The following is a 26717-nucleotide window of genomic DNA, read 5'->3' on the forward strand; positions in this document are numbered from 1 at the left end:
GCTACAGCTGCGCGCGGTAGTCGCGCCACGCCTCGCCGAGGCGCCGCACGCCCTCCTGCAGCACGGCTTCCGGGGCGGTGTACGGCACGCGGATGTGATCGTCGTAGACGACGGATGCGGTGAACTCGGTGCCGCCCGCGACCGCGACGCCGCGCATCGCGGCGACGCGCGCAAGGGCGGTCGCCGACCCCACCGGCAGCCGCGCCCAGAAGGCGAGACCGCCGCGCGGCGGGATCACGTCCCAGTCGGGGAGGTGCTCTGCCATCGCCGCGAGCAGGTGCGCGGACGCCACGGCGTGCGTCTGCGACGTGGCGAGCCGCAGTGTGCGGGCCTCGTCGACGAGGTCGAGAGCGAGAAGCTGAGCCGGCACGCTCGTCGACTGGTCGACGAGCTGGCGGACGCCCCGCAGGCGCCGCACGAGCACCGGATCCGCACGCACCCATCCGATCCGCAGGCCCGACCACGACCACTTCGACAGCGAGTCGACGACGATCACCGGCGCGTCGGGACGAAGCGCCGCGAGGGTCGCCGGCACCACCCCGTCGAAGGAGACGTGGGCGAGCACGCGGTCTTCGAGAGTCGGCACGCCGTACTCGGCCGACAGGTCGGCGAGGCGCTGCCGGGATGCGGCTGGCAGCCGCGTGCCGGTCGGATTGTGGTGGTGCGGGTTGACGGCGATGAGCACCGGCCGCAGCGCGACGATCGCGGCTTCGAGTTCCTCCACGTCGATCCCTTCGGGACCGATGGTCACACCGTGCACGCGCCCGCCGCGCCGCCGCACCGAGTCGGCGAGGCCGGGCCACGTCACCGATTCGGTGAGCACGACGTCGCCGGGTGAGACGAGCTCGTCCACGACGAGGCTGATCGCCTGCTGGGCGCCGTGGGTCACGAGGATCTGCGCCGGCGTCGCCGGCGTGCCCTCCTCCTCGAACAGCGCGGCGAGCCGGGCGCGCAGCACAGGCAGGCCCGCCGGATCGGTCTCGGCCAGGGTGACCGGATCGAGCGTGGGCGTGTGCGCGCGCACGAGATCGATCACGAGCCGGGGCATCGCGGGCACGGCGCGCAGCAGGTCGATCCCCGAGGGTGAGGCCGAGAACAGGCCTTCGCCGCGGGCCGTCCGCTCGCGGGCGGGTGCTGCGGCCCCGATGGGTCCGGCGACGCGTGTGCCGCTCCCCTGCCGTCGTTCCACGAGTTCGTCGTCGCTGAGCAGCCCGTAGGCGGCGACCACCGTCCCGCGCGAGACGGCGATCGCACCGGCGAGGGCGCGCTCGGCCGGCAGCCGGTCGCCGGGACGCAGCTCGCCGCCCTCGATGAGGGAGGCGATCGCCTGGGCCAGGCGCACCGTCAGGGTGCCGTCGCCGTGCGCCCACCTGCCCAGGCGTCCGGCGAGGCGGGATGCCTCGACGGTGCCACCGAGGGCCATCCTCTGGTCCACTAGCCGCTCATTGGCCCTGTCAGCGGTCGTCATAGCATCGCATTCTGGTCCAATGTTCCGCACTACCACCACATTTGCCCGCACCAGCAGTCCAGTTCTCGCCGATTGGACCAGTCAGGATCTTCTGGAGTGGATCGGCGAGGACGACTCCCGGTGCCACGACACGGCACTCGTCGGCGTACTCGCCGCAATCGATGCCGCACTCCAGCGGCGCGCGGGCGGGGGCGCCGTCGTCATCGTGCCGACGTCGCCCGCGCCCTTCATCCGCGCCATCGCCGCACGGCTTCGCGAGGAACCCGCGCTGCGCGACCTCCGCATCGGGGACCTCGTCGAACGGACACCCCGGAGCACGGGCGGCCGCCCGTCGGGCGACCGCGAACCCGGCGCGGACGTGCGGGGCGCAGCATCCGTCCACCGGCCGCTGGCCGGCGTCAGCTGAGCCCGCTCGCATCGGCCCGGATGCGTTCGCCTGCGGGAGCGTCCGGGCAGGATCAGCCCTGCATCGGGCCTTCGAAGAGGCCGATCTGGTTGCCGTCGGGGTCGGCGATGACCGCCCACCAGCTCGTCGGGGTGATCTCCTGCTTCTCTCGCACGAGGCTCCCGCCGGCCTCCCTGGCCTTGGCGACGGTGTCGTCGATGGAGTCCACCTCGACGTACGACCGCGTGTTGGTGAAGCCCTCTTCGCGCAGACCCAGTCCGCCGCCGGAGATACCGTTCGGGGCCTGCCACATGGGATAGCCCTCGAAGCCCGGCATCTCGGCGATCTGCCAGCCGAAGAGGCCGGAGTAGAACTCGGTCGCGTCGCCGAGGTCGCTGACCGGGATGTCGATGTGCGTGATGTCGCCGTGCGCCATGGGTCTTCCTCTCGTTCGGGTCGGACCCGGTCAGTCTCCGCCGCCCGCCACGCCCCCACAAGCCCCTCGGCTCATCCCGCGGCGGCCTCGGCGAGATGCTTCTCGAGCGCGTCGACCGCCGGACGCTGACCCTTCACCAGCCGTTCGCGTGCGGCATCGAGGCCGGTCCACTCCACGCGGTCGATCTCGGGGAAGCTCGCGGTCCTCCCGGAGCGCGGCGGCCACTCCAGCTCGAACTCGCCGAACTCGAGGTCGTCGAGCGAGAACGCGGCGCCGTCGGCGACGAACACGGTCACACGCTTCCCCGACGAATACGCGAAGGTGCCGAGCTCGGCGTAGGGCGGCTCAGGCGGGTCGATGCCGAGCTCTTCGCGGAACTCCCGGCGCGCGGCATCCAACGCGCTCTCCTCCCCCTCGGCGAACTCGCCCTTGGGGACAGACCACGCGCCGGCATCCTTGCTCGCCCAGAACGGCCCGCCCATGTGCGCGATGAGCACCTGGGGTTCGGGCGCGATCCGGTAGAGCAGGATGCCGGCGCTCGTGATCACTCGTCAGACGATACGGGTCTTGGGCGAGACCGTGTAGGTGTCGTCACACGACGGGTGCGGTCTCGCCCTCGATCGCGTCGTCCTCCGCGGCCTCGGCGCGCTCGCCGGCCTCCGCATCGACGGCGAGGGCACGGGCCTCCTCGTCGAGATCGGACGCGGCCTGCTCGAACTGCGAGTTGTACAGGCGGAAGTACGCCCCTTTGGCCGCGATGAGCTCGTCGTGCGTGCCCTTCTCGACGATCCCGCCGTTCTCCATCACGAGGATGAGGTCGGCGTCGCGGATGGTCGACAGGCGGTGCGCGATCACGAACGACGTGCGTCCCTCCCGGAGAGCGGCCATCGCGTGCTGCAGCAGCAGCTCGGTGCGGGTGTCGACCGAGCTCGTCGCCTCGTCGAGGATCAGCACCGAGGGGTGCGCCACGAAGGCGCGCGCGATCGTGATGAGCTGCTTCTCTCCCGCCGAGATGTTCGACGCGTCCTCGTCGAGGAGCGTGTCGTACCCGTCGGGCAGCGAGTGAACGAACCGGTCGACGTAGGTCGCCCGCGCGGCGGCGAGGATCTCGTCGTCGGTGGCGTCGGCGCGGCCGTAGCGGATGTTCTCGCGGATCGTGCCGGCGAACAGCCACGGGTCCTGCAGCACCATGCCCGTCTCGGCGCGGATGTCGCGGCGCGTGAGCTCGGCGATGTTCTGCCCGTTGAGCAGGATGCGGCCGCCGTCGAGCTCGTAGAAGCGCATCAGCAGGTTCACCAGCGTGGTCTTGCCGGCACCGGTCGGACCCACGATCGCGACCGTCTGGCCGGGCTCGACCCGGAACGACAGGTCGTGGATGAGCGGTCGGTCGGGTGAGTACGAGAACGCGACGTCCTGGAACTCGATCGTGCCGTCACCCTCGACCAGCGTGGGCGCGTCTTCGGCGTCGGGCTCCTGCTCGGGCTCGTCCAGCAACTCGAACACGCGCTCGGCGGAGGCGGTGCCCGACTGCACGACCGCGGCCATGCCCCCGAGCTCCGCGAGCGGCTGCGTGAACTGCTGCGAGTACTGGATGAACGCCTGCACGTCGCCGAGTCGCAGCTGGCCGCTCGCGACCATCAGCGCACCGAAGACCGCGATGCCCACGTAGGTGAGGTTCCCGATGAACATCATCGCCGGCATCATGATGTTCGACAGGAACTGCGCTGTGAACGAGGCCTGGTAGAGCTCCTCGTTCTCCTCGCGGAATGCCTCGCGCGACGCCTGCTCGCGGCCGAAGACCTTGACCAGGGCGTGGCCCGAGAACGACTCCTCGACGCGGGCGTTGAGGCGGCCGACCTTGCGCCACTGGATGCCGAACGCCTTCTGCGAGCGGGGCCCGATGACGCCGAACAGGATGCCCATGAGCGGGAAGCTGACCAGCACCACGAGCGTCAGCTGCCACGAGATGGTCAGCATCATGATGAGCACGCCGAGCACCGTGAGCACGCTCGTGAGCGCCTGCGACAGCGACTGCTGCATCATCTGGGTGATGTTGTCGATGTCGTTCGTCACCCGCGAGATCAGCTCGCCGCGCTGCACGCGGTCGAAGTAGCGCAGCGGCAGGCGATTGATCTTGGCCTCGACCTGTTCGCGCAGGCGCCACATGACGCGCACCATGATCACGTTGATGACGTAGCCCTGCAGCCACATCAGCAGCGACGACGCGAAGTACAGTCCGAGCACGATGAGCAGCACGCGGCTGAGCGCCATGAAGTCGACGCCGGCACCGGGGACGAAGTGCTCCATCGCCGAGACGATGTTGGCGAGGTCCTGCTGTCCCGAGGCCTCCAACCCCGCGACTACCTGCTCCTTGGTCATGCCGGCGGGTGCCATCGACGACACCACGCCCTCGAAGAGGATGTTGGTCGCCTCGCCGAGCACCTTGGGCGACAGCACCGCGAGCACGACGCCGATCGAGCCGAGGATCGACACGAACACGAACGCCCAGGCATTCGGGCGCAGCAGCCCGATCAGCCGGCGGAAGGCGGGCCAGAAGTGCGCGGCCTTGCCCGGGGCGACGGCGCCGCTCCAGTCGTCGGCCGCGATGCGGGCCTGCTCGCCGAGCTCGATCTCAGCCTTCTCCTCGGCGCTCAGCTCCGCCACGGCCTGGCGCACGCGGCGGCGGGAGGTCTTCTCGGTGTTCTTCTCGTCGCTCATCGGGCGACCTCCGCTCCGAGCTGGGATTCCACGATCTCGCGGTAGGTCTGGCTCGTCTCGAGCAGCTGCTCGTGCGTGCCGATCCCCACGATGCCGCCGTCGTCGAGGACGACGATGCGGTCGGCGTCGGTGATCGTCGAGACGCGCTGGGCCACGACGATCTTCGTGACGTCGGGCAGCTCCCGCCACAGCGCCTGCCTCAGTCGCGCATCGGTCGTGAGGTCGAGCGCCGAGAACGAGTCGTCGAACACGAGCACCCGCGGCTGGTGGACGATGGCCCGCGCGATCGCGAGCCGCTGCCGCTGCCCGCCCGACACGTTGGTGCCGCCCTGCGCGATCGGGGAGTCGAGTCCGGCGTCCATCTGGCTCACGAAGTCGCTCGCCTGGGCGATCTCGAGCGCGCGCCAGAGCTCGGCATCCGTCGCGTCCTCGCGGCCGAACCGCAGGTTCGACGCGATCGTGCCCGAGAACAGGAACGGGCGCTGCGGAACGAGCCCGATCGTGCTCCACAGTGCATCGAGGTCGGCACGCCGCACGTCGACGCCGCCCACCTCGACGATGCCGTCGGTGACGTCGAACAGGCGCGGGATCAGCGACACGAGCGTGGTCTTGCCGGCGCCGGTCGAACCGACGACGGCGACCGTCTCACCCGGTTCGGCGCGGAACGTGATGCCCGACAGGATCGGGTGCTCGGCACCTGGATAGGTGAATGCGACGTCGCGGAAGGCGACGGTGCCGGGCGCCGGGAACGCGCCGACCGCGTCGGACGGACGCTCCAGCGACGAGTGGGTGTCCAGCACCTCGCCGACGCGCTCGGCCGACACGGCGGCGCGCGGGATCATCAGGGTCATGAAGCTCGCCATCAACACACCCGAGAGGATGATCATCGCGTACTGCATGAAGGCGAAGAGGGTGCCGATCTGGATCTCACCGCTGTCGACCTGCATGCCGCCGAACCAGATCACGCCGATCACCGTGACGTTGAGGATCAGCATGACCGCGGGGAACAGCACGACGAACAGCGAACCGACCTTGCGGCCGACGACCATGATGTCGGTGTTGGCCTCGCGGAAGCGCTCCTCTTCGATGGGCTCGCGGACGAAGGCGCGGATGACGCGGATGCCGGTGAGCTGCTCGCGCATGACGCGATTCACGCCGTCGAGCTTGCCCTGGTAGCTGCGGAACAGCGGCACCATGCGGGCGATGAGGAGTCCCGCCACGAGGAGGAGCACCGGCACGGCGACGGCCAGGATCCACGCGAGGCTCGCCGCCTGCTCGATCGCGAGGACGATCCCGCCGATCGCGAGCAGGGGCGCCGTGACGAGGAACGTCGCCCCCATCATCGCGAGCATCTGCACCTGCTGCACGTCGTTCGTGTTGCGGGTGATGAGCGAGCCCGCGCCGAAGCCGGTCACCTCCCGCTCGGAGAAGCCCGACACGCGCTCGAAGATGTCGTCGCGGATGTCACGGCCGAGGCTCATCGCGGCGCGCGCCGCGAAGTAGGTCGCGATGATCGAGGCGACGATCTGCCCCAGCGAAACGGTCAGCATGACGATGCCGGTGCGCCAGATGTAGTCGGTGTCGCCCTTCGAGACGCCGTTGTCGATGATGTCGGCGTTCAGGCTGGGCAGGTACAGCGAGGCGACGGCGGAGGCCGACTGGAACAGCAGCACGCCGAGCTGGAGCCAGCCGTACGGCTTGAGGTATCGGACGAGGAGTTTTGCCAGCACGAGGGTTCTCCCGGACGCGGCGAAGCCATGGCAAGGCTCCGCCTCTGCGGATGTGAGGGTGCCGACCCACCTTCGCACGGGTCGCCGACATCGCGGCAGTCCCGTTCACCGAGGGCGGAACCGGGGGCGTGGGCGCCTCCCAGCGGCGACCCGCGGTCACTCTAACACGATATATCGCGAGGCGCGAGACCGCTCCCACCCCTGCGCCGCCGCCAGCGGACGAAGACGGGTGCCTCTGCCCGAGGCATCCGTCTTCGTCCGTGGTGAAACCCGCTAGGCCTGCCCGCCCTGCGCGATGTCGGCCCGCTCGCGCCAGCTGCGCGCCGTGACGCGGTCGAGCGCCACCTGGCGGCGCAACCCGTCGGCCTTCTCGTAGAGCGAGGGCTCGCCGTAGCTCGTGAGCACCTTCACGAGCACCGGCAGCAGCTCGATCATGAAGAACAGCACCGCGATCAACCAGTGCGCCCACGCGAGTGTGGGCTCGCGCTGCGACAGCCGTTCGAGCCCGCTGATCTGACTCAGCAGACCCACCGCACCGGAGTTGCCGCTCGCGATCTCCGTCGCACGGGCGTCGTAGGCGGCGAGCGCCGCCTGGTACTGCTCGCGCGCGCCGGGCAGCTCGTCCTTCGCCTGCTGCTTGTTCGTCGCCTCCGATGCTCCGGCGTCGGCCGTGCCGGCCGCCTGCGCTGCGGCGAGATCGGCCTGCGCAGCGGTCAGCTGCGAGTTCAGGTCGTCGTACGCCGCCTGGGCGGCCGCGAGCTGCGCTTGTGCAGCATCGGAGCTCGCACCCTCGCCCGCGACGCCACTGCAGCCGGGCACCTCGCCCGCCCCTTGCCCGGTGAGCTCGCACTGGTAGATCGCACGCGCCTGGTCGATCACCTGCTGCTGCGCGCCGAGCTTGGCGGTGAGGTCGTCCACGGTCTGTTGCGCCGACGCCGTCGACGCCGACGTGGTGTCCGCGCCCGCGACGACGCCGCTGGCCGCCTGGCTCTCGAGCGCCGCGACGCGTTCGCTCGCGGCATCCAGCGCCTGTTTCTCGGGCCCGGCGGTGACGGCGTCCTGATCCGACTGCGCCTGCGTGATGTTCGTCGCGTTGACCTCGCGCGCGATGTCGTTGTGGAAGATCTGGAGCACGAGCGGCTCGGCAACGACGATGCCGATGACGGCGGCCATGATGACGCGCGGGATCGCGAGCGCGATCAGCCGCCCGATGCTCTGCGAGGAACGCATCGTCGAGGTGAGGAAGCGGTCGAGGTTGAAGATGATGAGGGCCCACACGATCGCGAGCGGCAGCGCGCCCCACGCGACGATCCGCACGCCGGTGGTCAGCGCGAAGTACATCGAGATCGCCGAGATCAGCGCGGTGCCGGCGATCACGAAGAACATCTGCACGAAGCGCGGCGTCTCGGTCGGCACCTCGTCGAGCACCGATCCGTCGGCGCCGCCGAGGATCGCGAGCTTGCGCCAGCCGGAGGTCCGCTCGCGACGCGGACGCTTCGCACGGGCAGGAGGGACGGATGCTGCCACCTCCTGCTCGCCATCGACCACCGGCTCGTCCGCCACCCGCCCGTCGGCGACGGGTTCGTCCCCCCGCGGCTCGTCGACAGCGCCCCACTCGCCGATCGTCGCCGGCTGCTCGGCCACGACCGGCTCGCTCACGGCGACCGGCTGCGTCGGGTTCATCGCCAGCGCGTCCTCGAGCAGATCGCGGGTCTCGGGGAACGGATCCTCGGGACCGTCGGCGTCCCGAGGCTCGCGCACGGGCTCACCGGCGGCCTGCTGAGCGCGCACGTCGTCGAGGTACAGATCCTCCGTCTGTTCCCCGTCTGTCTCGAACTCGATCCGGCCGTCGGAGCCGAACCGGCCCGGCCGGTGTGCAGAGTAAGAAGACATCCGCACACCCTAGAGGGGGCAACCTGTGCACCAGGTGTATTAGAGCAGCGTGAGATCCCGGATGCCGCGGCGTTTCGACTCGCAGCCTCGCTCGACGACCGGGGATCAGTCCTCGAGCGGGGTGACGGCGGCGACCGCCTCGTCCTCCTCCGTGGCGACGAGCTGGCCGCAGGCGCCGTCGATCTCCTTGCCGCGCGTGTCGCGGAGGGTCGTCGGAATGCCGGCGTCGTTGAGGCGGCGCACGAACTCGTTCTGCACCGACACCTCGGACGCGGTCCAGATCGAGCCGGGCGTCGGGTTCAGCGGGATGGGGTTGACGTGCACCCAGCCGCGCCCGCGGGCGTTGAGCTTCTCGGCGAGGAGATCGGCGCGCCAGCCGTGGTCGTTCATGTCCTTGATGAGGGCGTACTCGATCGAGACGCGGCGACCCGTCTTGTCGAAGTAGGCCCGGGCGGCATCCAGAGCCTCGTCGACCTTCCACCGCGAGTTCACCGGGATGAGCTCGTCGCGCAGCTTGTCGTCGGGGGCGTGCAGGGACAGCGCGAAGGTGACCGGGATGTCCTCGGCGGCGAGCTTGGTGATCGCGGGTACGAGGCCGACGGTGGAGACCGTGATGCCGCGCGCGCTCATGCCGAGGCCGTGCTGCTTGTCTGTCATCACGCGCACCGCCTGCATCACGCGCGCGTAGTTGGCGAGCGGCTCGCCCATGCCCATGAAGACGATGTTCGAGACGCGCTCGGCCGAGTGGTCGTCCTTCTTCTTGCCGCCGAGGCCGCCGTCGGCGATGAGGCGGTTGGCGCGCACGACCTGCTCGACGATCTCGGCGGCCGACATGTTGCGCGTGAGGCCGGCCTGGCCGGTCGCGCAGAACGGGCAGTTCATGCCGCAGCCCGCCTGCGACGAGACGCACAGCGTGATGCGGCCGGGGTAGCGCATGAGCACCGACTCGACGAGTGCGCCGTCGTGCAGCTTCCAGAGGAACTTGATGGTGTCGCCGCGGTCGGTCTCGAGGCGGCGCACCTCGGTGAGGAGCGCCGGCAGCATGCCGTGCACGAACTCCTCGCGGCCGTCGGCCGGGAGGTCCGTCATGTCGGCGGGGTTGTGGGTCCAGTGCTGGAAGTAGTGCTTCTCGAGCTGCTTCGCGCGGAAACCGGGGAGTCCGAGCTCCTTCACCTTCTCGACGCGCTGCTCGGGGGTGAAGTCCGCCAGGTGCGCGGGCGGCTTGCCACGCTTCGGACTTGCGAACTGGAGGAGGGGCCGGCCCTCGGCATCCTTCTTCTGCGTCCAACCTTCGGTCGCCGGACGCACCTGGCGGGGCTTGGTCGTGCGCACGGGCGAGTCGGTCATGCGATCAAGGGTACGCGGACACTCCTGGACGGATGCCGATCCCGGCCCCCGACTAGGCTCGCCCTGTGGTGCCCGCCCCGAATCTTCTCGCCTTCACACTCGCCGCGCTCGTCCTGATCGTGATCCCGGGTCCGAGCGTGCTCTTCACGATCGGGCGCGCGCTCGCCCTCGGCCGCATCGGCGGGCTGCTGAGCGTGCTCGGCAACGCGCTCGGACTGCTGCCGATCATCGGTCTCGTCGCGGTCGGCGTCGGCGGCGTCGTCGCGCAGTCGGTCGTGCTGTTCACCATCGTCAAGGTCGCCGGTGCGCTGTACCTCGTGTACCTCGGCGTGCAGGCGATCCGCCACCGTCGTCGCGCCGCCGCGGCGGCGAACGGCGGCGCGCTGCCGCGCTCGGCGTGGCGCCAGCTCGGCGAGGGGTTCGTCGTCGGCATCACGAACCCGAAGACGATCGCGTTCTTCGTGGCGGTGCTCCCCCAGTTCGTCGATCTGAACGCCGGAATGGTGCCGCTGCAGATGATCGAGCTCGGACTCGTCTTCTTCGTCATCGCGCTCGTCTCCGACGGCATCTGGGCGCTCATCGCGGCGGGCGCGCGCGAGTGGTTCGGGCGCTCCCCGAAGCGCATCTCGACTCTCTCGGCCACCGGCGGCGGGCTCATGATCGGCTTAGGCGGCATCCTCCTCTTCACCGGGAACAAGCACTGATGAACACCGATGCCGAGACCTCGGCCCTCTCCTCCCGCCGGCGCATCATCTTCCTCGACGTCGACGGCACGCTCCTCGAGCACGGCTCGCACGTGTCTGCCTCGACGGGTCCGGCCATCCGCGCGGTGCGCGAAGCCGGGCACCTCGTATATCTGAGCACCGGGCGGTCGGCCTCCGACATCCACCCCGACGTCGCAGAGATCGGCTTCGACGGCGCCGTGACCAACTCCGGTGCGCTCGTCGTCTCAGACGGAGAGGTGGTCGTCGACCGCCCCCTGTCGCCGGCCGCGACGGACCGGATGCTCACGGCGCTGAGGAGCCGGGGCATCCGCTACTTCCTGCAGACGCGCGATGCCGTCTACGCCTCGGACGGCATGGCCGAGCTGATGCGCGACTATGCGGCGGCGCTCGCGGCGCGTGAGGCGTCGGGCCAGAAGGTGCGGCCCGAGGACTCGCTGGTGGGGCTCGCCCAGCGCGTCTTCCCGAGCGCCGACGAGGCCGACCTGACGCGCATCGACAAGGCCGTCTTCGTCAGCGACCACCCGGAGGGCCTCGAGGAGCTGCGCGCCGACCTCGGCGACGAGTTCCTCATCGTGCCGGGCAGCATGCCGCTGCCCGGTGGCTCGAACGGCGAGATCAGCCAGCGCGAGACCACGAAGGGGTCGGCCATCGAGCTGCTGCTCACCCATCTCGGCATGGACGCGGCCGATGCGATCGCGGTGGGCGACAGCTGGAACGACATCGAGATGTTCCAGGTGTGCGGCGTCTCGGTCGCGATGGGCAACGCGCAGCCGGAGCTCAAGGAGCTCGCCGACTTCGTCACGACCGACGTGCTCGACGACGGGATCGCGAACGCGTTCCGCCGCCTCGGCCTGACCTGAGGCGGCCGCCTCAGCCGCCGCGTCAGCTCCGGGCGGCGGATGCCTCCGCGCCGAGGTTCACGAGGTTGCCGGCGGGGTCGCGCACCTGGGCGATGCGCTCGCCCCAGGGCATGTCGGCAGGCGCTTGGATCGGGTGGCCGCCGGCGGCCACCCAGGCCGAGAACGTGCGGTCGACGTCGTCGACGTAGAACCAGAGGCCGACCCGTTCGCCCGCACCGGGCGGCAGCGCGTCGTCGTCGCGGCCGATGCCGAGGGACACCCCGTCGATCTTGAGCGACACGTAGGCGTCGGCGCCGTGCTCGTCGGGGAACCGGTAGTCGACGACCCCGCCGAGCGCCCGCTCGTAGAAACGCACGAGCTCGGGGAGTTCGCGCGCCAGCAGGATGGGGAACAGGCTCCGCACCGCCATGCGCCCACCCTACGTCCGCGCGCCCGGACGAGGTAGTGCCGCGGCGAGACAAGGGGATCTCGCCGAGACCGAGGACGACGTCGCCGGCTTCGCGGCGGATCCCCGGTCTCGGCGAGGCCGGAGGTCCGCGGGCGAGCTCAGTCCAGGAAGATGTCGGGGAACAGCGCCTCGTCCGGCGTGCCCGGCACAGCGGCGTAGCCCGAGAAGTCGGTCACGCCCGCGGCCTCGAGCACGTCCTCGACGATGAGGGTCTGCCCGGTGTACTCGCGCGACGGCTTGGTGAAGATCTCGTGGGCGGCGTCGGCGTAGATCTCGGGCGTGCGGCTGACCTTCATCATGCGGTCGCCGCCGAGGGCGAACTGCACGGCGGCGGTCGCGATGGTGGTGCGCGGCCACAGCGTGTTCGCGGCGATGCCGGCGTCGGCGAACTCCGCCGCGATCCCCAGCGTCGCCATCGTCATTCCGTACTTCGCGAGCGTGTACCCCGTGTGTCCGCCGAGCCACTTCGGCGAGAGGTTGAGCGGCGGCGAGAGCGAGAGGATGTGCGGGTTCGCCGCCTCCCTCAGGATCGGCACCGCCGCGCGCGAGAGCATGAACGTCCCGCGCACGTTGACGTCCTGCATGAGGTCGTACTTCTTGGCGTCGAGGTCGAGCGAGCGCGACAGGTCGATGACGGACGCGTTGTTCACCACGATGTCGATGCCGCCGAACTCGCCCTGCGTCTTGAGCACGGCCTCGGTGACGTCGTCGTCGTTGCGCACGTCGCCGACGATCGGCAGCGCGTGTCCTCCGGCGGCGCGGATCTCTTCGGCCGCCGAGTGCACGGTCCCCTCGAGCTTGGGGTGCGGGGTGTCGGTCTTGGCCAGCAGTGCGATGTTGGCGCCGTCGCGCGCCGCGCGCAGCGCGATCGCGAGGCCGATGCCGCGGCTGCCGCCCGACATCAGGATCGTCTTGCCGGCGAGGGGCTTGTCGCTCATCTCGGGGTCTCCTCGGGTCAGGATCGGGTCAGGATCGGGACTTGGCGGATGCTGCGGCGAAGGCCGCGACGCGTGTCTTGGCCTCGTCGGTGTCGAAGCGCGCGCCGATCGAGCGGGCCTCGTCGTCGAGGTTCTCGGCGAACGGGCGCCCGGCGCCCGTGCGGACGAGGCGCTTGGCCTGCCCGAAAGCGCCGGTGGCGTTGTCGAGCCAGAACCGCGCCACCGCCTCGGCGCGCGCGGCGACGTCGGCCGCGGGCACGACTTCGGTCACCAGGCCCCAGTCGAGTGCTGTGGGGGCGTCGATCGTGAGGTCCTGCAGGAGCAGCTGCAGCGCTCGGCGCTGGCCGACGGCCGCGGGCAGAAGCGTCGAGACGCCGAGGTCGGGCGTGAGCCCGATGTTGGCGTACTTGCTCACGAACTTGGACTGCTCCGACGCGACGACGTAGTCGGCGGTGAGCATGAGACCCAGCCCGCCGCCCGCGACCGCGCCCTGGACCGCGGCGACGATGGGCTTGTCCGACTCGACGAACGTCCGGATGCCGTCGTGGATCGTGTGCGCGGCGCCGGTGACCTCCGCACCCGACGCCCCGGACGTCGCCATCTCGTGCACGTCGCCGCCGGCGCAGAAGGCCGGGCCCGCGGCATCCAGGATGATGGCCCCCACGGACGAGTCGGCGGTGAGCTCGTGGGCGACGGCACGCCAGCGGGCGCCCATCTCGAAGCCCATCGCGTTCAGGAACGCCGGCCGGTTGAAGGTCACGCGCGCCAGGGCGCCGTCGCGGGTGACGAGGATCGAGTCGCTCACGTTTCTCCTTACTTCGGCGCCATGCGGATGGCGCCGTCGAGGCGGATGGTCTCGCCGTTGAGGTAGCCGTTGTCGACGATGGACATCACCAGGCGTGCGTACTCGTCGGGCTTGCCGAGGCGCTGCGGGTACGGCACCTGCTCGCCGAGGGAGTCCTGTGCGGCCTGCGGCAGGCCCATCAGCATGGGGGTCTCCATGATGCCCGGGGCGATCGTCACGACGCGGATGCCGTACCGCGCGAGCTCGCGGGCGATCGGCAGGGTCATGGCGTGCACGCCGCCCTTCGACGCCGAATACGCGGGCTGCCCGATCTGGCCGTCGAAGGCGGCGACGCTCGCGGTGTTCACGATGACGCCCCTCTCGCCGGACGCACCGTCGCCGTCGGCGGTGGGCTCGGTCTTCGCGATGGCCGCCGAGGCCTGCGAGATGACGTTGTACGTGCCGATGAGGTTCACGCGGATGATCCGCTCGAAGCCCTCGAGCGGCGACGGGTTGCCCTGGCGATCGAGCACCTTGGCCGGCGGGGCGATGCCGGCGCAGTTCACGACGACGCGCAGAGGGCCGGATGCTGCGGCCGTCGCGACCGCGGCTGCCACCTGTTCCGGGCTCGTGACGTCCGCCGGCGCGAACGATCCCCCGAGCTCTGCAGCGACCTCGGCGCCCGCCGAGCTCGGCAGGTCGAGGATCGTGACGGTCGCGCCCGCGGCGGCGAGTCGCCGGGCCGTGGCCAGGCCGAGTCCGCTCGCACCACCGGTGACGAGAGCGGAGGTGCCCGTGACGTCCATGGATTCTCCTTCGAAGTCCGGATTCTGCGGAACCGCGTATCAGCATACGCGGGACTCAGTCCCACCGCGCACCGCGCGGTATGCGTGCCCCAGGCTAACCGGCCGGGGTTTCGGCCGTCACGGCCCGATCCTCGGGGCGGGGCGCAGGAGCGCGGCGACGCGGTCGAGCAGCTCGGCGGGCCGGCCGAGCAGCAGGCGTGCCTCCCCGCGCGCGACGAGATACTCGACGAGCCGCGTGGTCGCCTGCGCGTCCGCGCGTCGGTAGCCCGAGAGATAGTGCTGCGTGGCGCGCCACTCGCGCCGCTCGCCGTCGAGGGTCGCGACGGCGACGACGAAGGTCGGGGTCTCTGCCGTCTCACCCATCTCGAGGCCGCCGAGCGACCCGCCCAGGAGCGCCACGGCCGTGTCGCCGAGCGCCGGGTACGGAAAGCGGGTCGACGGCGGATCCACCGTGACGGTGTGCACCTGCGCCCACATCACGAACTCCGACGCCCGCTCGCCGATGTGCCGGGCCAGGCCATCGGGCATGAGCCTCACATGCCGGGCGGCGACGTCGCCGATCGCGATCGCGGGCGACGGGCCCTCCAGCGCGCTCAGGGGGCCTCGGCGCCGGGTGACGCGTGCGGTGTCCATGTCTCCATCCCACCATGCCGGCGGCGCGCGGGCGGGCCGCCGGGTCGGATGGGCGCAGGGAGATCCGCCTCACGCGCGTGTACGACGGGCCCGCCCCGGGCGTGGTACTGCTGCACCCGGTCCACGACCACACCCGCGACCACGCTGTCCTCCTCCGCGAGGCCCTCGAATCCTGACCCCGGCCCGGAGTTCACGAGAGGATGGGCAGGTGACGATTCCGCTCGAAGACGTCGAGGTCCCCGAGACCGTCGCGCGGCTCGCGCGCGGCGCGCAGCTCACCCCGGTGTGGGTCAACGAGCTCGGCGGCATGACGTTCCGCACCGCCGACGGCCGCTACGTCAAGTACGGTCCGCGCAACGACGAGACGTCGTTCGACGGCGAGGCCGAGCGCCTGCGGTGGGCGGCGGCCTACACCCCCGTGCCGCAGGTTCTCGAAGCCGGGGGCGACGAGGGCCACGAATGGCTGGTCACGGCGGCCCTCCCCGGGCTGTCGGCGGTCGATCCGCGATGGATCGCGGATGCCGCCACCGCCGTCCGCGTCGTCGGCCAGGGTCTGCGCGCCCTGCACGACGCGCTGCCGGTCGATGACTGCCCGTTCGACTGGCGCGTGCCCGCGCGGATCGCGAACGCGGCGGGACGCGGCATCCGTCTTCCCGAGGCGTTGCGCGACGCGCCGCCGATCGACCGGCTCGTCGTGTGCCATGGCGACGCCTGCTGCCCCAACACCCTGATCGGCCGCGACGGCCGGTGGAGCGGGCACGTCGACCTCGGGGCTCTGGGCGTCGGCGACCGCTGGGCCGACATCGCCGTGGCGTCGATGTCGACGGCGTGGAACTATGGCGAGGGATGGGAGGACGCCCTCATCGAGGCGTACGGGGTCGAACCCGATCGCGAGCGCCTGTCGTACTACCGGGAGCTCTGGAACGCGACATGACCGACATCACCGGCAACGTCTGCGACATCGACGGCAAGCCCAACCTCGTGATCCTGCGACGCTTCCGCGCGACGGCCGACGAGGTGTGGCGCGAGCTCACCGACTCGGCGCGGCTCGAGCGCTGGATCGGCCGCTGGGAGGGCGATCCAGCGAGCGGGCACGTCACGTTCTACATGACGGCGGAGGATCCGGATGCCGCGGCCGAGGAGTACACGATCCTCGAGTGCGACCGCCCCCGGCGCTTCGCCGGCGACACCTCGGCCGGGTCGGGTGCGTGGCACCTCTGGTTCGAGCTCGCCTCGGACGAGCACGGAGACACGGTGCTCACCTTCGGCCAGCGACTCAACCCTGAGGACGAGGTCGGCTCGATCGGGCCGGGCTGGGAGTACTACCTCGATCGACTGGTGGCCGCCCAGGCCGGCGTCGAGGTCGCAACGGTCAAGTGGGACGATTACTTCCCCGCGCTCCAGCCCGGCTACGAGCGGCTGGTGGCCGGCGGCTGACCTCGGGCCCTGGGATCACGCCCGCGCGACTTCGGTCGCCGGGAGGCTCACGACCAGACGAAGCGGAAGGTGCCCGCGGCCACCGCGGCGCCGATCGCCAACGCCATGATCACGGTGCCGCCGAGCAGCGCCACCGCGTCGCGCGGGTGCAGGCGCGACGGGCGCGCCCACGTGCGCGGGATGCCGGAGCCGAAGCCGCGCGCCTCCATCGCCATCGCGAGCTTGGTGCCGCGACGCACCGCGAACACGAGCAGCACGAACGCCATCGAGAAGAACCGGCGGATGGCGCCCGAGTCGCCGACGCCGCGCGCGCGACGCGCGAGGCTCATGCTGCGCCAGTCGTCGAGGAAGAGCCCCAGCGTGCGGGTGCCCGCGAGCACGCCGAGCACGAACCGCGAGGGCAGCTTCGCGACCTGTGCGAGCGCCTCGGCGAGTTCGGTGGGATCGGTGCGACCGAAGAGCAGGATCGTCGGCAGTGCGAGCGCGAGCACTCGCAGGCACACCGCGACGGCCAGCGCGATCGAGTCGTCGCTGATCGTCGCGTACCAGAACGACCAGTACACGGTGCCGCCCGGTTCCGCGTACAGCAGCATGCTCACACCCGCGACCGGCGCGAAGACCAGGATCGGCAGCATCCGTTTCAGCACCGTCACGGCCGCCAAGCCGGTCAGCGGGATGCAGGCGAGCTGGAGCACGATCGCCACGAGGGCGCTGGTGGCGTCGATCGAGGCGAAGAGGGGCACCGACAGCAGCAGCGCGAGCACGATCTTGGTGACGGGGTTCACCCCGTCGAGCCAGGCGGGGGAAGGCGCCGGGGCCTCGACGGCGCGCGTGTCGATGGCGGTCACGATGGCGCCCCCGCATGCACGGGAGCGCCGAGCTCGATGCGGTGGCCACCGAGATGACGCAGCACGTCCTCGTCGTGGGTGACGGCGACGACCGTCGTGCCCGCCGCGATCTCGGACTGCAGCAGCTGCACGAGCTCGATCCACCCGCGACGGTCCTGTCCGAAGGTCGGCTCGTCGAGCACGATGACCGGTGGCGCGTCGGCGAGCACGGTCGCCACCGACAGCCGGCGCTTCTGGCCACCCGACAGCGTGAACGGGTTCGCGGCGGCGAGGGGCGCGAGGTGCAGCCGTTCGAGGAGCTCTCCGACGATCTCGTCGACCGCGGCCGCATCGACGCCCCGCGATCGCGGTCCGATCGCGAGCTCGTCGCGCACGGTCGGGGCGAGGAACTGGTGCTCGGGTTCCTGGAACACGGTGCCGATGCGCGTGAGCAGCTCGCGCGACGTCCATCTCGAGGGGCGTCGCCCAGAGCGTCCTGCCAGCTCGGGTGCGCACTCGACGCGACCCGCCGCCTCGGGCAGCAGCCCCGCGAGCGTCAGCGCGAGCGTCGACTTTCCGGCGCCGTTCGGCCCGGTGATCACCGTCGCCGCGGCCCGCGGGACGGCGAGGTCGAGCCCCGCGCGCACGATCGTGCGGCCGTCACGGGAGATCGAGAGAGCGGATGCTGCCACCGCCGTCGGCGCCTCCGCCGGGGCTGCGGCGAGCACGGGCAGATCGACCGGATGGCCCGGCACCCACACCCCCGCGGCGGCGAGCGTGGCACCGTGGCGCGCGAACACCTCGGCCGGCGTGCCGTCGGCGAGGAGCCCGCCGTCAGCGCCGACCACGATGACGCGGTCCATCAGGTCGGCCCACACGGCGGTCCGGTGCTCGATCACGACGAGGGTGGCGCCGGTCTCGCGCACCGCGCGCTCGACGGCGTCGCGCACCTCGCGGACACCGTCCGGATCGAGATTGGCGGTGGGCTCGTCGAGCAGCAGCACGCCGGGCCGCATCGCCAGGACGCCGGCGAGGGCGAGTCGCTGCTTCTGCCCGCCCGAGAGCGCCTTCGTCGCGCGGACGACGGGCACGTCGAGCCCGACGGCGTCGAGCGCTTCGGCCACGCGGGAAGGGATCTCGGATGCCGGCACGCCGAGGTTCTCGCAGCCGAAGGCCACGTCATCGCCGACCTTCGACAGTACGACGCCCGAGTCGGGGTCTTGCAGCACGAGCCCGACGCGGCCACGGTGGGTCTCCGCGCGCTCGCCGTCGATGAGGAGCGTGCCGGTCTCTTCGCCCTCGTCGGCGCCGCCGAGGAGGCCGGCCATCCCGGCGAGGAGCGTGGACTTGCCCGCGCCCGACGCGCCCAGCAGGAGCACGCGCTGGCCGGGCTCGATCGCGAACGAGACATCGCGGACGGCGGGAGCCCGCCGTCCGCCGTACCGCCAGCCCCAGCCCGCCGCCGTGATGCGAGCCGGGCGGGTCGCCGACACGTCAGACCTCGCGGCGCGCTTCGCGTCCGACGGCGAAACGGCCCAGCGCTCCGGTCGCCGCGAGCCCGCGCACGGCGAACCAGCCGACGACGCCCGCGAGCAGTGCCCCCGACACGACCAGCGACACCAGATAGATGACGTTGAACTCGAGGGTCTTCAGGATGTTGGGCGAGCTGCCGTAGAAGAGCTCGAACACCCACGCGCCGACAGCGGCGCCCGCACCGGCGAGCATCGCGACGGGAAGAGTGAAGCGGCGGTACAGGAAGATCGCGAAGATCAGCTCGGCGCCGAGGCCCTGAACCAGTCCCGACAGCAGAGTCGACACACCCCACACGTTGCCGATGAGCATCGACACGATCGCGGCGATCACCTCGACCAGGAGCGCCGCGCCGGGCTTGCGGATGACGAGGCCGCCGATGACGCCGCCGATGAGCCAGATGCCGACCGCGATGCCGCCGAGACCCGGCGTGAGGCCGTCCATCGCGATGAACCAGGCGTAGCCGACGGTGTTCCAGGCCCAGAAGACGAGGCCGATCGCGACACCGAGCACCGCGGCGACGACGATGTCGACGACCCGCCAGCGCAGGCTGCGCGGGCCCTGCGAACGGCCCGCAACGGGGGTGGATGCGGACGTGGACGCGTGCATGTGATCTCCTCCCTGCGCCGGCATGATCCGGATCAGGTTCGACGGTCGAAGCGTGGGTCGCTTCCTCTCAGCCCGACTCACCGGACTCCCGTGGTTGTGGCGACGAGTATACCGCCGGTTCAGCAGGTATTTTGGGTGGGTGACATCGGACGACACCCCTGCGCCCACGCGTCGCGCGCGCCGCGTGCAGACCGGTGCCGTTCCGACGCCGGGTCCCGAAGAGGTCCCTGAGGTCGGCGTCCTCACGATGCAGACGGGTGAGACGGATGCCGTGTCCCCGCCCACGAGCACGGCTCCGGTCGATGTGACCCCGGTCGCTCCGACGATCGCGACCGTGCCCGTCGCCGATGTGCCCTCGGTCGCGACATGGAACCCGACGGAGGTTGTCGACCCCTCCGGCCTCTCGCTCCCGACCGTCACCACCGCCACGACGGCAGCCGGCGCCCCGAACGGTCGCACGGCGCTCGCCTGGGTCGACGAGACCGTCGTCGAACGCGTCGCGGCGCCCGTCGACCTGACCGCGGCGGCGACGCCGTACGTGACGGTCGACGCCGATCTCCTCGCCGACGCCCCCCGGCGCTCGCCCCTGCGGGCCGCCGTCGTCGTGCCGACGCTCGCGATCGCGGCCGTCGTCGGCGCGTACGCGGCGACGATGCTGCTGTGGCCTCTGCACGCCGTCGCCCCCACGGTGACCGCGATCCAGGTGCAGCCGATCGCGGCGCCCGCCGCCGCGCCCGCGTGGCCCGCCGAGGGGAGCGCGGCGGAGGCCGTCGCCGGCATCCCGGGAACACTCGCCTCGACCGCCGACCCCGCCGCGATCGCCAGCATCACCAAGGTGGTGACCGCGCTCGTCGTGCTGGAGGAGATGCCGCTCGCCGTCGGCGAGCAGGGCCCGGAATACCGCTTCTCGTCGGCCGACCGCTCGCGCTACTGGCAGTACCGCTCGGGCGGCGAGTCCGCGCTCGACGTCCCGGTCGGGGGGTCGCTCACCGAGTACCAGATGCTCGAGGGCATGCTCGTCGGCTCCGCGAACAACTACGCCGACCGCCTGGCCCAGGGCATCTGGCCCTCCGACGCGGTGTACGCCTCCGCCGCCAACGCGTGGCTCACGGCCCACGGCGTTGCGGGCGTCACCGTCCGCGAGCCCACCGGCATGGACCCGCGTAACGAGGCCAGTCCCCAGGCCCTCGTGACGCTTGCGCAGAAGGCCCTGGCGCACCCCGTGATCGCCGAGATCGTCGCGAAGCAGTCCGTGGATCTTCCGGGCGCGGGGAAGGTCGAGAACACGAACGGTCTCCTCGCCGATCCGGGCGTCGTCGGCATCAAGACCGGAACGCTCGACGCCTGGAACCTGCTCTCGGCCAAGGACGTCATGATCGGCGACAAGACCGTGCGCCTGTACGCATCGGTGCTGGGTCAGTCCGACGACGAGGCACGCCTCGCCGCGTCCCGAGCGCTGTACGCGCAGATGGAGTCGGAACTGCAGCTCAAGCCCTCGGTGACAACGAGCACGGTCGCCGGTCAGGTCGAGACGCTGTGGGGCGACAAGGTCGACATCGTCACGTCGGGCGACGCGTCGGTGATCCTGTGGAACGGTGGCAGCGGCACCGTCACGACCACCTACCACCTGGGCGACAGCCGCGACGCCGGCGAAGTCGTCGGCTCGCTCAGCGTGACCGGACCGCTCGACGCGGCCACCGTCGACCTGACCCTCGCGGCCGAGATCACCGAGCCGTCGCCGTGGTGGCGCCTCACGCACCCGATGGACCTCTTCGGCCTCAACGGCTGAGGCGGGGCCGCGACCCCCTCAGGCGGACGGGTGCCCGACCACGCCCTTGCGCAGCAGCGCATTCCCGTAGGTGCGGGTCTCCCCCGTGCGCACGACGAGGTACGCGGCCTTCGCGACCTCGTAGTACTCGAACCTGTCGATGTAGCGCGGGAGGTCGACGCCTGCCGCGGCAGCGAGCTCGCGCTGCACGTCGAGCACCTCTCCGTCGGCCGACGTCATCAGGTCGAGCGCGGGCGCGTCGTCGAGCGGCACGACGCTCCGCACGGCCGCCAGCACGTCGGGGGTCGTCGTGCCGGGAAGGTCGACGACGCGCACGCCGATCGCCCACGCCGGGAAGTGCGCGTCGGCGATCACGACCGCGTCGGAATGACCCATGCGATCCAGGTGGAGCAGCAACTCCCCCGTGAGCAGCGGGTTGATGCCCTCGAGCATGAGGATCCCTTCGTCAGCGGATGAGGCCCGCGGCGGCCAGGTCGTCCCACAGGGCGGCGGGGATGTCGACCGCCATGAGCTCGGCGTTCCGGCGCAACTGCTCGGGTCGGCTGCCGCCGACGACGACCGAGCGCACGGATGCGTCGCGGAGCGGGAACTGCACGGCCGCGGCGGGCAGCGGCACGTCGTGCGCGCGGCACACGGCGAGGATCGACTGCAGGCGCTCCCACAGCGGCTCCGGCATCCGCCCGTACTCGTACCGGTCGTCGCGGGACGGCTCGTCCTTCGCGAGCAGTCCGGAGTTGAAGACGGATGCCGCGACCACCCCGGTCCCGCGCTCGTGACACGCCGGCAGCACGGCATCGGCGGCCGGCTGCTCGAGCAGCGTGTAGCGGCCGGCGATCATGATGAGATCGAGATCGGCGCTCTCGACGGCGGCGGCGAGCGCCTCGCTCACCATCGAGCCGATCCCGATCGCGTCGACGGCGCCCTCGGCGCGCAGCTGCTCGAGCGCGGGGAACGCCTCGCGCAGCGCCAGGTCGAGGTCGTGCCGCTCCGGGTCGTGCAGGTAGAGCACGTCGATGCGGTCGAGTCCGAGGCGCTCCTGCGATTCCTCGAGGCTCGCGCGCACGCCCGCCTCGGAGAAGTCCCACTCGCGGCGCAGCGTCGTCGGCACGTGGAAGTCGGCGGCGAGATCGAGTCCGCCGTCGTCGTCGGGGTTGGGGCGCAGCAGACGCCCCGCCTTCGTCGAGATCACGAACTCATCGCGTGGCTTGGTCCTGAGGAACGCGCCGAGGCGCTGCTCCGACAGCCCGAGGCCGTAGTGCGGGGCGGTGTCGAAATAACGGATGCCGCTCTCCCACGCCGCGTCCAGGATCGCCCAGGCCTGGTCGTCGCTGAGTTCGCGGAAGAGGTTGCCGACGTTCGCCGCACCGTACCCGAGACGGGTCAGGGCGGGGTTCTGGAGGGCGGCGCGCTCAGGCCGCAGCATCCGTCGTCCCGTACTCGTACTCGGCGCAGCTGGCCGCCTTCATCTCCATGCCGGTGCCGGGTGCGGTCGGCGCCACATACACGCCGCCGCGCACCTCGGTCGGCACGACGAAGTGCTCGTGCAGGTGGTCGACGTACTCGATCATGCGGCCCTCGCGGGTGCCGGTGACGGCCACGAAGTCGAACATCGACAGGTGCTGCACGGCCTCGCAGAGCCCGACGCCGCCCGCGTGAGGGCACACCGGCACGCCGTACTTGGCAGCCAGCAGGAGGTTCGCGATGTTCTCGTTGACCCCGCCGACGCGGGCCGCGTCGATCTGCATCACCGAGATCGCGCCGGCCTGCAGCAGCTGCTTGAAGATCACCCGGTTCTGGGCGTGCTCGCCCGTCGCGACCCGCATCGGCGCGATGGCGCGCGCGATCTCGGCGTGGCCGAGCACGTCGTCGGGACTCGTGGGCTCCTCGATCCACGCGGGGTCGAACTCGGCGAGAGCGTTCACCCACTCGATGGCCTCCGAGACCTCCCACCGCTGGTTCGCGTCGATCGCGATCGGGAAGTCGGGGCCGCACACCTCGCGGGCGACGCGGAGCCGGCGGATGTCGTCGTCGAGGTCGGCACCCACCTTGAGCTTGATCTGACCGAAGCCGTCGGCGATCGCCTCGCGGCACAGGCGCGCGAGCTTCTCGTCGGAGTAGCCGAGCCAGCCGGGGCTGGTCGTGTACGCCGGGTAGCCGGTGGCGAGAAGGACGCGCTCGCGCTCGGCGCGACCGGGCTCGGCGGCCCGGAGGATCGCGAGCGCGTCGTCGGGGGTGAGGGCGTTCGTGAGGTAGCGGAAGTCGACGAGGGCGACGAGCTCCTCGGGGCTCATCCGCGACAGCAGCTGCCACAGCGGAAGTCCGGCGCGCTTGGCCTTGATATCCCACAGCGCGTTGACGACCGCCCCGATCGCCATGTGCATGACGCCCTTCTCGGGGCCGAGCCAGCGCAGCTGCGAGTCGCCGATGAGCTCCCGGTTGATCGCGCCCATGTCGTCGAGGAGCGGCTCGATCTCGCGGCCGATGAGGTGTCCGGCGAGGGCATCGAGCGCAGCGACCTGCACGTCGTTTCCGCGCCCGATCGTGAACACGAAGGCGTGTCCCGAAACGCGGTCCGAAGCGTCCGTCACGATACGGAGATAGGCGGCCGAGTAGTCGGGGTCGAGGTTCATCGCATCGGAGCCGTCGAGGCTCAGGGACGTGGGGAATCGGATGTCTGTCGTCTCGAAGGCGACGATGCGGCTCACGGGGCGTTCTCCAGGTTCGCGGTTCGTGGAGTCGAACCCCTCGAAGTGTAAACATCGGATGTCTATACTGTCAATCACGCCCGCGGGACGCGGCGGCATCGACGCCACCCCGCATCGAGAAATCCAGGAGAACCATGAAGTTCGCGCGCCTCGGCGAGTCCGGCAGTGAGATCCCCGTCGTCGTCGACGCAGACCGATACCTCGATCTGCGCCCGCTCACATCCGATGTCGACGGCGGATTCCTCGCCGACGACCCCGTCCGCCGGACGTCGGACGCCATCGCCGAAGGGCTCCTCCCCGAGCTCGTGGGCGCGGCCGAGCTGCGCATCGGCGCGCCCATCGCCCGGCCGAGCGCCGTCATCTGCATCGGCCAGAACTACGCCGCGCACGCTCGGGAGTCGGGTGCGGAACCGCCGACCGTGCCGATCCTGTTCCTCAAGACCCCGAACACCGTCGTCGGTCCGAACGACACCGTGACGATCCCGCGCGGAAGCGAGAAGACGGACTGGGAGGTCGAGCTCGGCGTCGTGATCGGCCGCCGTGCCGCATACCTCGACAGTCCCGACGAAGCCGACGCCCACATCGCCGGCTACGTCGTCGCCAACGACGTGTCGGAGCGCACGTTCCAGATCGAGGTCTCGGGCGGGCAGTGGTCGAAGGGCAAGATCGCGCACGGCTTCAACCCGACCGGTCCGTGGCTGGTCACGGCGGACGAGGTCGACGCCCAGAATCTCCGCCTGAAGAGCTTCGTCAACGGCGAGCCCCGTCAGGACTCGAACACGAGCGACATGATCTTCGACGTGCGCGCCATCGTGCACCACCTCTCGCAGTTCGTCACCCTCGAGCCCGGCGACCTCATCCTCACCGGCACGCCGCAGGGCGTGGCGTTCGGCGGCAAGTTCCCGTACCTGAAGCCGGGCGACGTGGTCGACATCGACATCGAGGGGCTCGGCGCGCAGCGCCAGGAGTTCGTGGCGTGGAAGGCGATCCGATGAGCGGCCGGCCGCTGGACGGCCTCGTCGCCGTTGTGACGGGCGGGGCGTCGGGCATCGGCGCGGCGATCGCGACCGCACTCGCGGACGAGGGGGCCGAGGTCGCGGTGCTCGACCTCGATCCCTCGGGCGCCGACCCGCGCTTCGTCGCGTTCGCCGCGGACGTGTCGGACCGGGCCGCGGTCGACCGGGCCGTCGCCGCGGTCGGTGAGCGGTTCGGGCGCATCGACATCCTCGTCAACAACGCCGGCATCGGCGCACAGGGCGACATCGCCGCGAACGACGACGACGAGTGGGCGCGCGTGTTCTCGATCAACGTCACGGGCATCGCGCGCGTCACGTCGGCGGCGCTGCCGTGGCTGCGGCGCTCCCCGGCCGCCGCGATCTGCAACATGTCCTCGATCGCGGCCACGGCGGGACTGCCGCAGCGCGCGCTCTACAGCGCGTCGAAGGGCGCCGTGCTCTCGCTGACGCGCGCGATGGCCGCCGACCACCTGCGCGAAGGCATCCGCGTCAACGCCGTCAATCCGGGCACCGCCGACACCCCGTGGATCGGCCGCCTGCTCGCGAGCGCCCCCGATCCCGTTGCCGAGCGCGCCGCGCTCGAGGCGCGACAGCCGCACGGACGTCTCGTGTCGGCCGCCGAGGTCGCCGGCGCGGTGCTCTATCTCGTGAGCCCGTCGTCGGGCTCCACGACCGGCACCTACATCGAGGTCGACGGCGGGATGTCGCCGCTGCGCCTCCGCCCGGCCGGCTCCTGACCCGTCAGCCCAAGCGGTAGAACCGCTCGGCGTTCTCGGCGAGCACCGCTCTCCGGCGGTGCTCGCCGACGCGGTCGGCCAGCCACGAGGACACCGTGTCGAGCCATCGTCCGTAAGGACCCGAGACCGGCCAGTCGCTGCCGAACATCAGGCGGTCGGGGCCGAAGGCGTCCAGGGCCACGTCGAGGAAAGGCCTCACCTGGGCGTCGGTCCATTCGCCGGCCGACTCCGCCGGCAGGCCCGAGAGCTTGCACACGACGTTCGGACGCTGCGCGAGGTCGCGCAGCGACTCCGCCCACGGCGTGCCGTCGGCGGGGTCCGCGTCATCCGGCGAACCCACCTCGGGCTTGCCCAGGTGGTCCAGCACGATGGCGAGGTCGGGCAGGGCGTCCGCGAGCGCCACCACGTCGGGCAGCTGCTCCCAGCGCACGCACGCGTCGAACGTGAGTCCGGCCGCGGCGACCGCCTCGGCCGAGCGGAGGAAGCCCGGCCGCAGGCAGAAGCCGTCGGGCTCGGACTGCAGCAGGCGTCGCACCCCGATGACGAGCGGCCGCTCCGCGAAGGCCGCGAGATGCGCGTCGGTCGCGGCGGGGTCTTCGAGCGGCGCGCGGGCCACGATCCCCCGCACGGGCACGCGCGAGGTCAGTGACGCGACCCAGTCCGTCTCGGCGATCGCCTGCTCGGGCGCGCATTCCGCCTGCACGAACACGAAGCCGCAGTCCGCGTCGGGGGCGTCCTGCAAGGCGACGTCGAGCTCATCCGGACCGAAAGATCGGAGCAGAGCTCCTTCCAGCCACTCGTAGGTGAGGGCCTCGGGGTCCCAGAGATGGAGGTGTCCGTCCACGACTCGCATGTCACCATCATGCCGTCGCCGCGCGGTGACGGCGGCATCTGTT

The 26717-nt window shown here is 71.2% G+C and carries 27 protein-coding genes and 1 riboswitch; of the genes, 8 read left to right on the plus strand and 19 right to left on the minus strand.

Annotated features, from left to right (window positions below; genetic code table 11):
- Position 1: 1 nt before the first annotated feature.
- A complete protein-coding gene (locus MRBLWH3_RS02140; RefSeq protein WP_363428245.1) occupies positions 2 to 1435 on the minus strand; it encodes a PLP-dependent aminotransferase family protein in 1434 nt (477 codons plus the stop codon).
- 52 nt (positions 1436 to 1487) lie between these two features.
- On the opposite strand from MRBLWH3_RS02140, the gene MRBLWH3_RS02145 reads away from it, so the two are divergent.
- The gene (locus tag MRBLWH3_RS02145) at positions 1488 to 1874 is read left to right on the plus strand and encodes a hypothetical protein (protein ID WP_363428247.1); all 387 of its coding nucleotides are present in this window, start codon (positions 1488 to 1490) and stop codon (positions 1872 to 1874) included.
- A 52-nt stretch (positions 1875 to 1926) separates the two neighbouring features.
- Here MRBLWH3_RS02145 and MRBLWH3_RS02150 read toward each other — a convergent pair whose 3' ends face one another.
- The 6 genes from MRBLWH3_RS02150 to rlmN form a co-directional block, all read right to left on the minus strand.
- Positions 1927 to 2289 carry a VOC family protein gene (locus MRBLWH3_RS02150; RefSeq protein ID WP_363428249.1) on the minus strand — a complete coding sequence of 121 codons (363 nt, stop codon included), beginning with the start codon at positions 2287 to 2289 and terminating at the stop codon, positions 1927 to 1929.
- A 71-nt stretch (positions 2290 to 2360) separates the two neighbouring features.
- The gene (locus tag MRBLWH3_RS02155; RefSeq protein ID WP_363428251.1) at positions 2361 to 2837 is read right to left on the minus strand and encodes an NUDIX domain-containing protein; all 477 of its coding nucleotides are present in this window, start codon (positions 2835 to 2837) and stop codon (positions 2361 to 2363) included.
- A gap of 43 nt (positions 2838 to 2880) precedes the next feature.
- Complete coding sequence (locus MRBLWH3_RS02160) at positions 2881 to 5007, minus strand: ABC transporter ATP-binding protein (RefSeq protein WP_363428253.1); 2127 nt, start codon at positions 5005 to 5007, stop codon at positions 2881 to 2883.
- The gene (locus MRBLWH3_RS02165; RefSeq protein WP_363428255.1) at positions 5004 to 6737 is read right to left on the minus strand and encodes an ABC transporter ATP-binding protein; all 1734 of its coding nucleotides are present in this window, start codon (positions 6735 to 6737) and stop codon (positions 5004 to 5006) included. The genes MRBLWH3_RS02160 and MRBLWH3_RS02165 overlap by 4 nt, the downstream gene beginning before the upstream one ends.
- Positions 6738 to 7010: 273 nt before the next feature.
- Positions 7011 to 8630 carry a DUF4407 domain-containing protein gene (locus MRBLWH3_RS02170; RefSeq protein WP_363428257.1) on the minus strand — a complete coding sequence of 540 codons (1620 nt, stop codon included), beginning with the start codon at positions 8628 to 8630 and terminating at the stop codon, positions 7011 to 7013.
- A gap of 105 nt (positions 8631 to 8735) precedes the next feature.
- A complete protein-coding gene (gene rlmN, locus MRBLWH3_RS02175) occupies positions 8736 to 9977 on the minus strand; it encodes a 23S rRNA (adenine(2503)-C(2))-methyltransferase RlmN (protein WP_363428259.1) in 1242 nt (413 codons plus the stop codon).
- 65 nt (positions 9978 to 10042) lie between these two features.
- Between rlmN and MRBLWH3_RS02180 the strand changes: the two genes are divergently transcribed.
- Both MRBLWH3_RS02180 and MRBLWH3_RS02185 read left to right on the plus strand, forming a co-directional pair.
- Positions 10043 to 10681 (plus strand): LysE family translocator, encoded by a 639-nt coding sequence (locus MRBLWH3_RS02180; RefSeq protein WP_363428261.1) that lies wholly within the window; start codon positions 10043 to 10045, stop codon positions 10679 to 10681.
- Entirely contained in the window at positions 10681 to 11562 is an 882-nt protein-coding gene (locus MRBLWH3_RS02185; RefSeq protein ID WP_363428263.1) for an HAD family hydrolase, read from the plus strand. Before MRBLWH3_RS02180 ends, MRBLWH3_RS02185 begins: the two co-directional genes overlap by 1 nt.
- A 22-nt stretch (positions 11563 to 11584) precedes the next feature.
- Here MRBLWH3_RS02185 and MRBLWH3_RS02190 read toward each other — a convergent pair whose 3' ends face one another.
- The 5 genes from MRBLWH3_RS02190 to MRBLWH3_RS02210 all read right to left on the minus strand — a co-directional run bounded on the left by MRBLWH3_RS02190 (position 11585) and on the right by MRBLWH3_RS02210 (position 15171).
- Positions 11585 to 11971 carry a VOC family protein gene (locus MRBLWH3_RS02190; RefSeq protein WP_363428265.1) on the minus strand — a complete coding sequence of 129 codons (387 nt, stop codon included), beginning with the start codon at positions 11969 to 11971 and terminating at the stop codon, positions 11585 to 11587.
- Between the two features lie 137 nt (positions 11972 to 12108).
- On the minus strand, positions 12109 to 12948 hold the full coding sequence (locus MRBLWH3_RS02195; RefSeq protein WP_363428267.1) for an SDR family oxidoreductase: 840 nt from the start codon (positions 12946 to 12948) through the stop codon (positions 12109 to 12111).
- Positions 12949 to 12976: 28 nt separating this feature from the next.
- Entirely contained in the window at positions 12977 to 13753 is a 777-nt protein-coding gene (locus MRBLWH3_RS02200) for an enoyl-CoA hydratase/isomerase family protein (protein ID WP_363428269.1), read from the minus strand.
- A gap of 8 nt (positions 13754 to 13761) precedes the next feature.
- The gene (locus tag MRBLWH3_RS02205; protein WP_363428271.1) at positions 13762 to 14538 is read right to left on the minus strand and encodes an SDR family NAD(P)-dependent oxidoreductase; all 777 of its coding nucleotides are present in this window, start codon (positions 14536 to 14538) and stop codon (positions 13762 to 13764) included.
- Between the two features lie 117 nt (positions 14539 to 14655).
- Positions 14656 to 15171, minus strand: a complete 516-nt coding sequence (locus MRBLWH3_RS02210; RefSeq protein ID WP_363428273.1) for a hypothetical protein — start codon at positions 15169 to 15171, stop codon at positions 14656 to 14658.
- Positions 15172 to 15379: 208 nt separating this feature from the next.
- Here MRBLWH3_RS02210 and MRBLWH3_RS02215 point away from each other — a divergent pair, with 208 nt between their 5' ends.
- Both MRBLWH3_RS02215 and MRBLWH3_RS02220 read left to right on the plus strand, forming a co-directional pair.
- Positions 15380 to 16105 (plus strand): aminoglycoside 3'-phosphotransferase, encoded by a 726-nt coding sequence (locus MRBLWH3_RS02215; protein WP_363428275.1) that lies wholly within the window; start codon positions 15380 to 15382, stop codon positions 16103 to 16105.
- Positions 16102 to 16608, plus strand: coding sequence for an SRPBCC domain-containing protein (locus MRBLWH3_RS02220; protein ID WP_363428277.1), 507 nt, complete (start codon positions 16102 to 16104; stop codon positions 16606 to 16608). The genes MRBLWH3_RS02215 and MRBLWH3_RS02220 overlap by 4 nt, the downstream gene beginning before the upstream one ends.
- Positions 16609 to 16655: 47 nt before the next feature.
- Here the strand turns inward: MRBLWH3_RS02220 and MRBLWH3_RS02225 are convergent, their stop codons facing one another.
- The 3 genes from MRBLWH3_RS02225 to MRBLWH3_RS02235 form a co-directional block, all read right to left on the minus strand.
- A complete protein-coding gene (locus MRBLWH3_RS02225) occupies positions 16656 to 17447 on the minus strand; it encodes an energy-coupling factor transporter transmembrane component T family protein (RefSeq protein ID WP_414685392.1) in 792 nt (263 codons plus the stop codon).
- Between the two features lie 5 nt (positions 17448 to 17452).
- Positions 17453 to 18928 (minus strand): ABC transporter ATP-binding protein, encoded by a 1476-nt coding sequence (locus MRBLWH3_RS02230; protein WP_363428281.1) that lies wholly within the window; start codon positions 18926 to 18928, stop codon positions 17453 to 17455.
- A gap of 1 nt (position 18929) precedes the next feature.
- A complete protein-coding gene (locus MRBLWH3_RS02235; RefSeq protein ID WP_363428283.1) occupies positions 18930 to 19574 on the minus strand; it encodes an ECF transporter S component in 645 nt (214 codons plus the stop codon).
- Positions 19567 to 19676: riboswitch (TPP riboswitch) on the minus strand. Its footprint overlaps the gene before it by 8 nt.
- 37 nt (positions 19677 to 19713) lie before the next feature.
- Here MRBLWH3_RS02235 and MRBLWH3_RS02240 point away from each other — a divergent pair.
- The gene (locus MRBLWH3_RS02240) at positions 19714 to 21363 is read left to right on the plus strand and encodes a D-alanyl-D-alanine carboxypeptidase family protein (RefSeq protein ID WP_363428285.1); all 1650 of its coding nucleotides are present in this window, start codon (positions 19714 to 19716) and stop codon (positions 21361 to 21363) included.
- Between the two features lie 18 nt (positions 21364 to 21381).
- Here the strand turns inward: MRBLWH3_RS02240 and MRBLWH3_RS02245 are convergent, their stop codons facing one another.
- The 3 genes from MRBLWH3_RS02245 to MRBLWH3_RS02255 are packed head-to-tail and all read right to left on the minus strand — an operon-like array spanning position 21382 to position 24068.
- Positions 21382 to 21795, minus strand: a complete 414-nt coding sequence (locus MRBLWH3_RS02245) for an RbsD/FucU family protein (RefSeq protein ID WP_363428287.1) — start codon at positions 21793 to 21795, stop codon at positions 21382 to 21384.
- 13 nt (positions 21796 to 21808) lie between these two features.
- Complete coding sequence (locus MRBLWH3_RS02250) at positions 21809 to 22786, minus strand: aldo/keto reductase (RefSeq protein ID WP_363428289.1); 978 nt, start codon at positions 22784 to 22786, stop codon at positions 21809 to 21811.
- Positions 22773 to 24068 carry an L-fuconate dehydratase gene (locus MRBLWH3_RS02255; protein ID WP_363428291.1) on the minus strand — a complete coding sequence of 432 codons (1296 nt, stop codon included), beginning with the start codon at positions 24066 to 24068 and terminating at the stop codon, positions 22773 to 22775. Before MRBLWH3_RS02255 ends, MRBLWH3_RS02250 begins: the two co-directional genes overlap by 14 nt.
- A gap of 134 nt (positions 24069 to 24202) precedes the next feature.
- Here MRBLWH3_RS02255 and MRBLWH3_RS02260 point away from each other — a divergent pair, with 134 nt between their 5' ends.
- Positions 24203 to 25063, plus strand: a complete 861-nt coding sequence (locus MRBLWH3_RS02260) for a fumarylacetoacetate hydrolase family protein (protein WP_363428293.1) — start codon at positions 24203 to 24205, stop codon at positions 25061 to 25063.
- Positions 25060 to 25821, plus strand: coding sequence for an SDR family NAD(P)-dependent oxidoreductase (locus MRBLWH3_RS02265; protein ID WP_363428295.1), 762 nt, complete (start codon positions 25060 to 25062; stop codon positions 25819 to 25821). The genes MRBLWH3_RS02260 and MRBLWH3_RS02265 overlap by 4 nt, the downstream gene beginning before the upstream one ends.
- Before the next feature lie 4 nt (positions 25822 to 25825).
- Here the strand turns inward: MRBLWH3_RS02265 and MRBLWH3_RS02270 are convergent, their stop codons facing one another.
- On the minus strand, positions 25826 to 26674 hold the full coding sequence (locus MRBLWH3_RS02270; protein WP_363428297.1) for an amidohydrolase family protein: 849 nt from the start codon (positions 26672 to 26674) through the stop codon (positions 25826 to 25828).
- Positions 26675 to 26717: the final 43 nt, after the last annotated feature.

This window comes from Microbacterium sp. LWH3-1.2, assembly GCF_040675855.1.
Classification (GTDB): domain Bacteria; phylum Actinomycetota; class Actinomycetes; order Actinomycetales; family Microbacteriaceae; genus Microbacterium.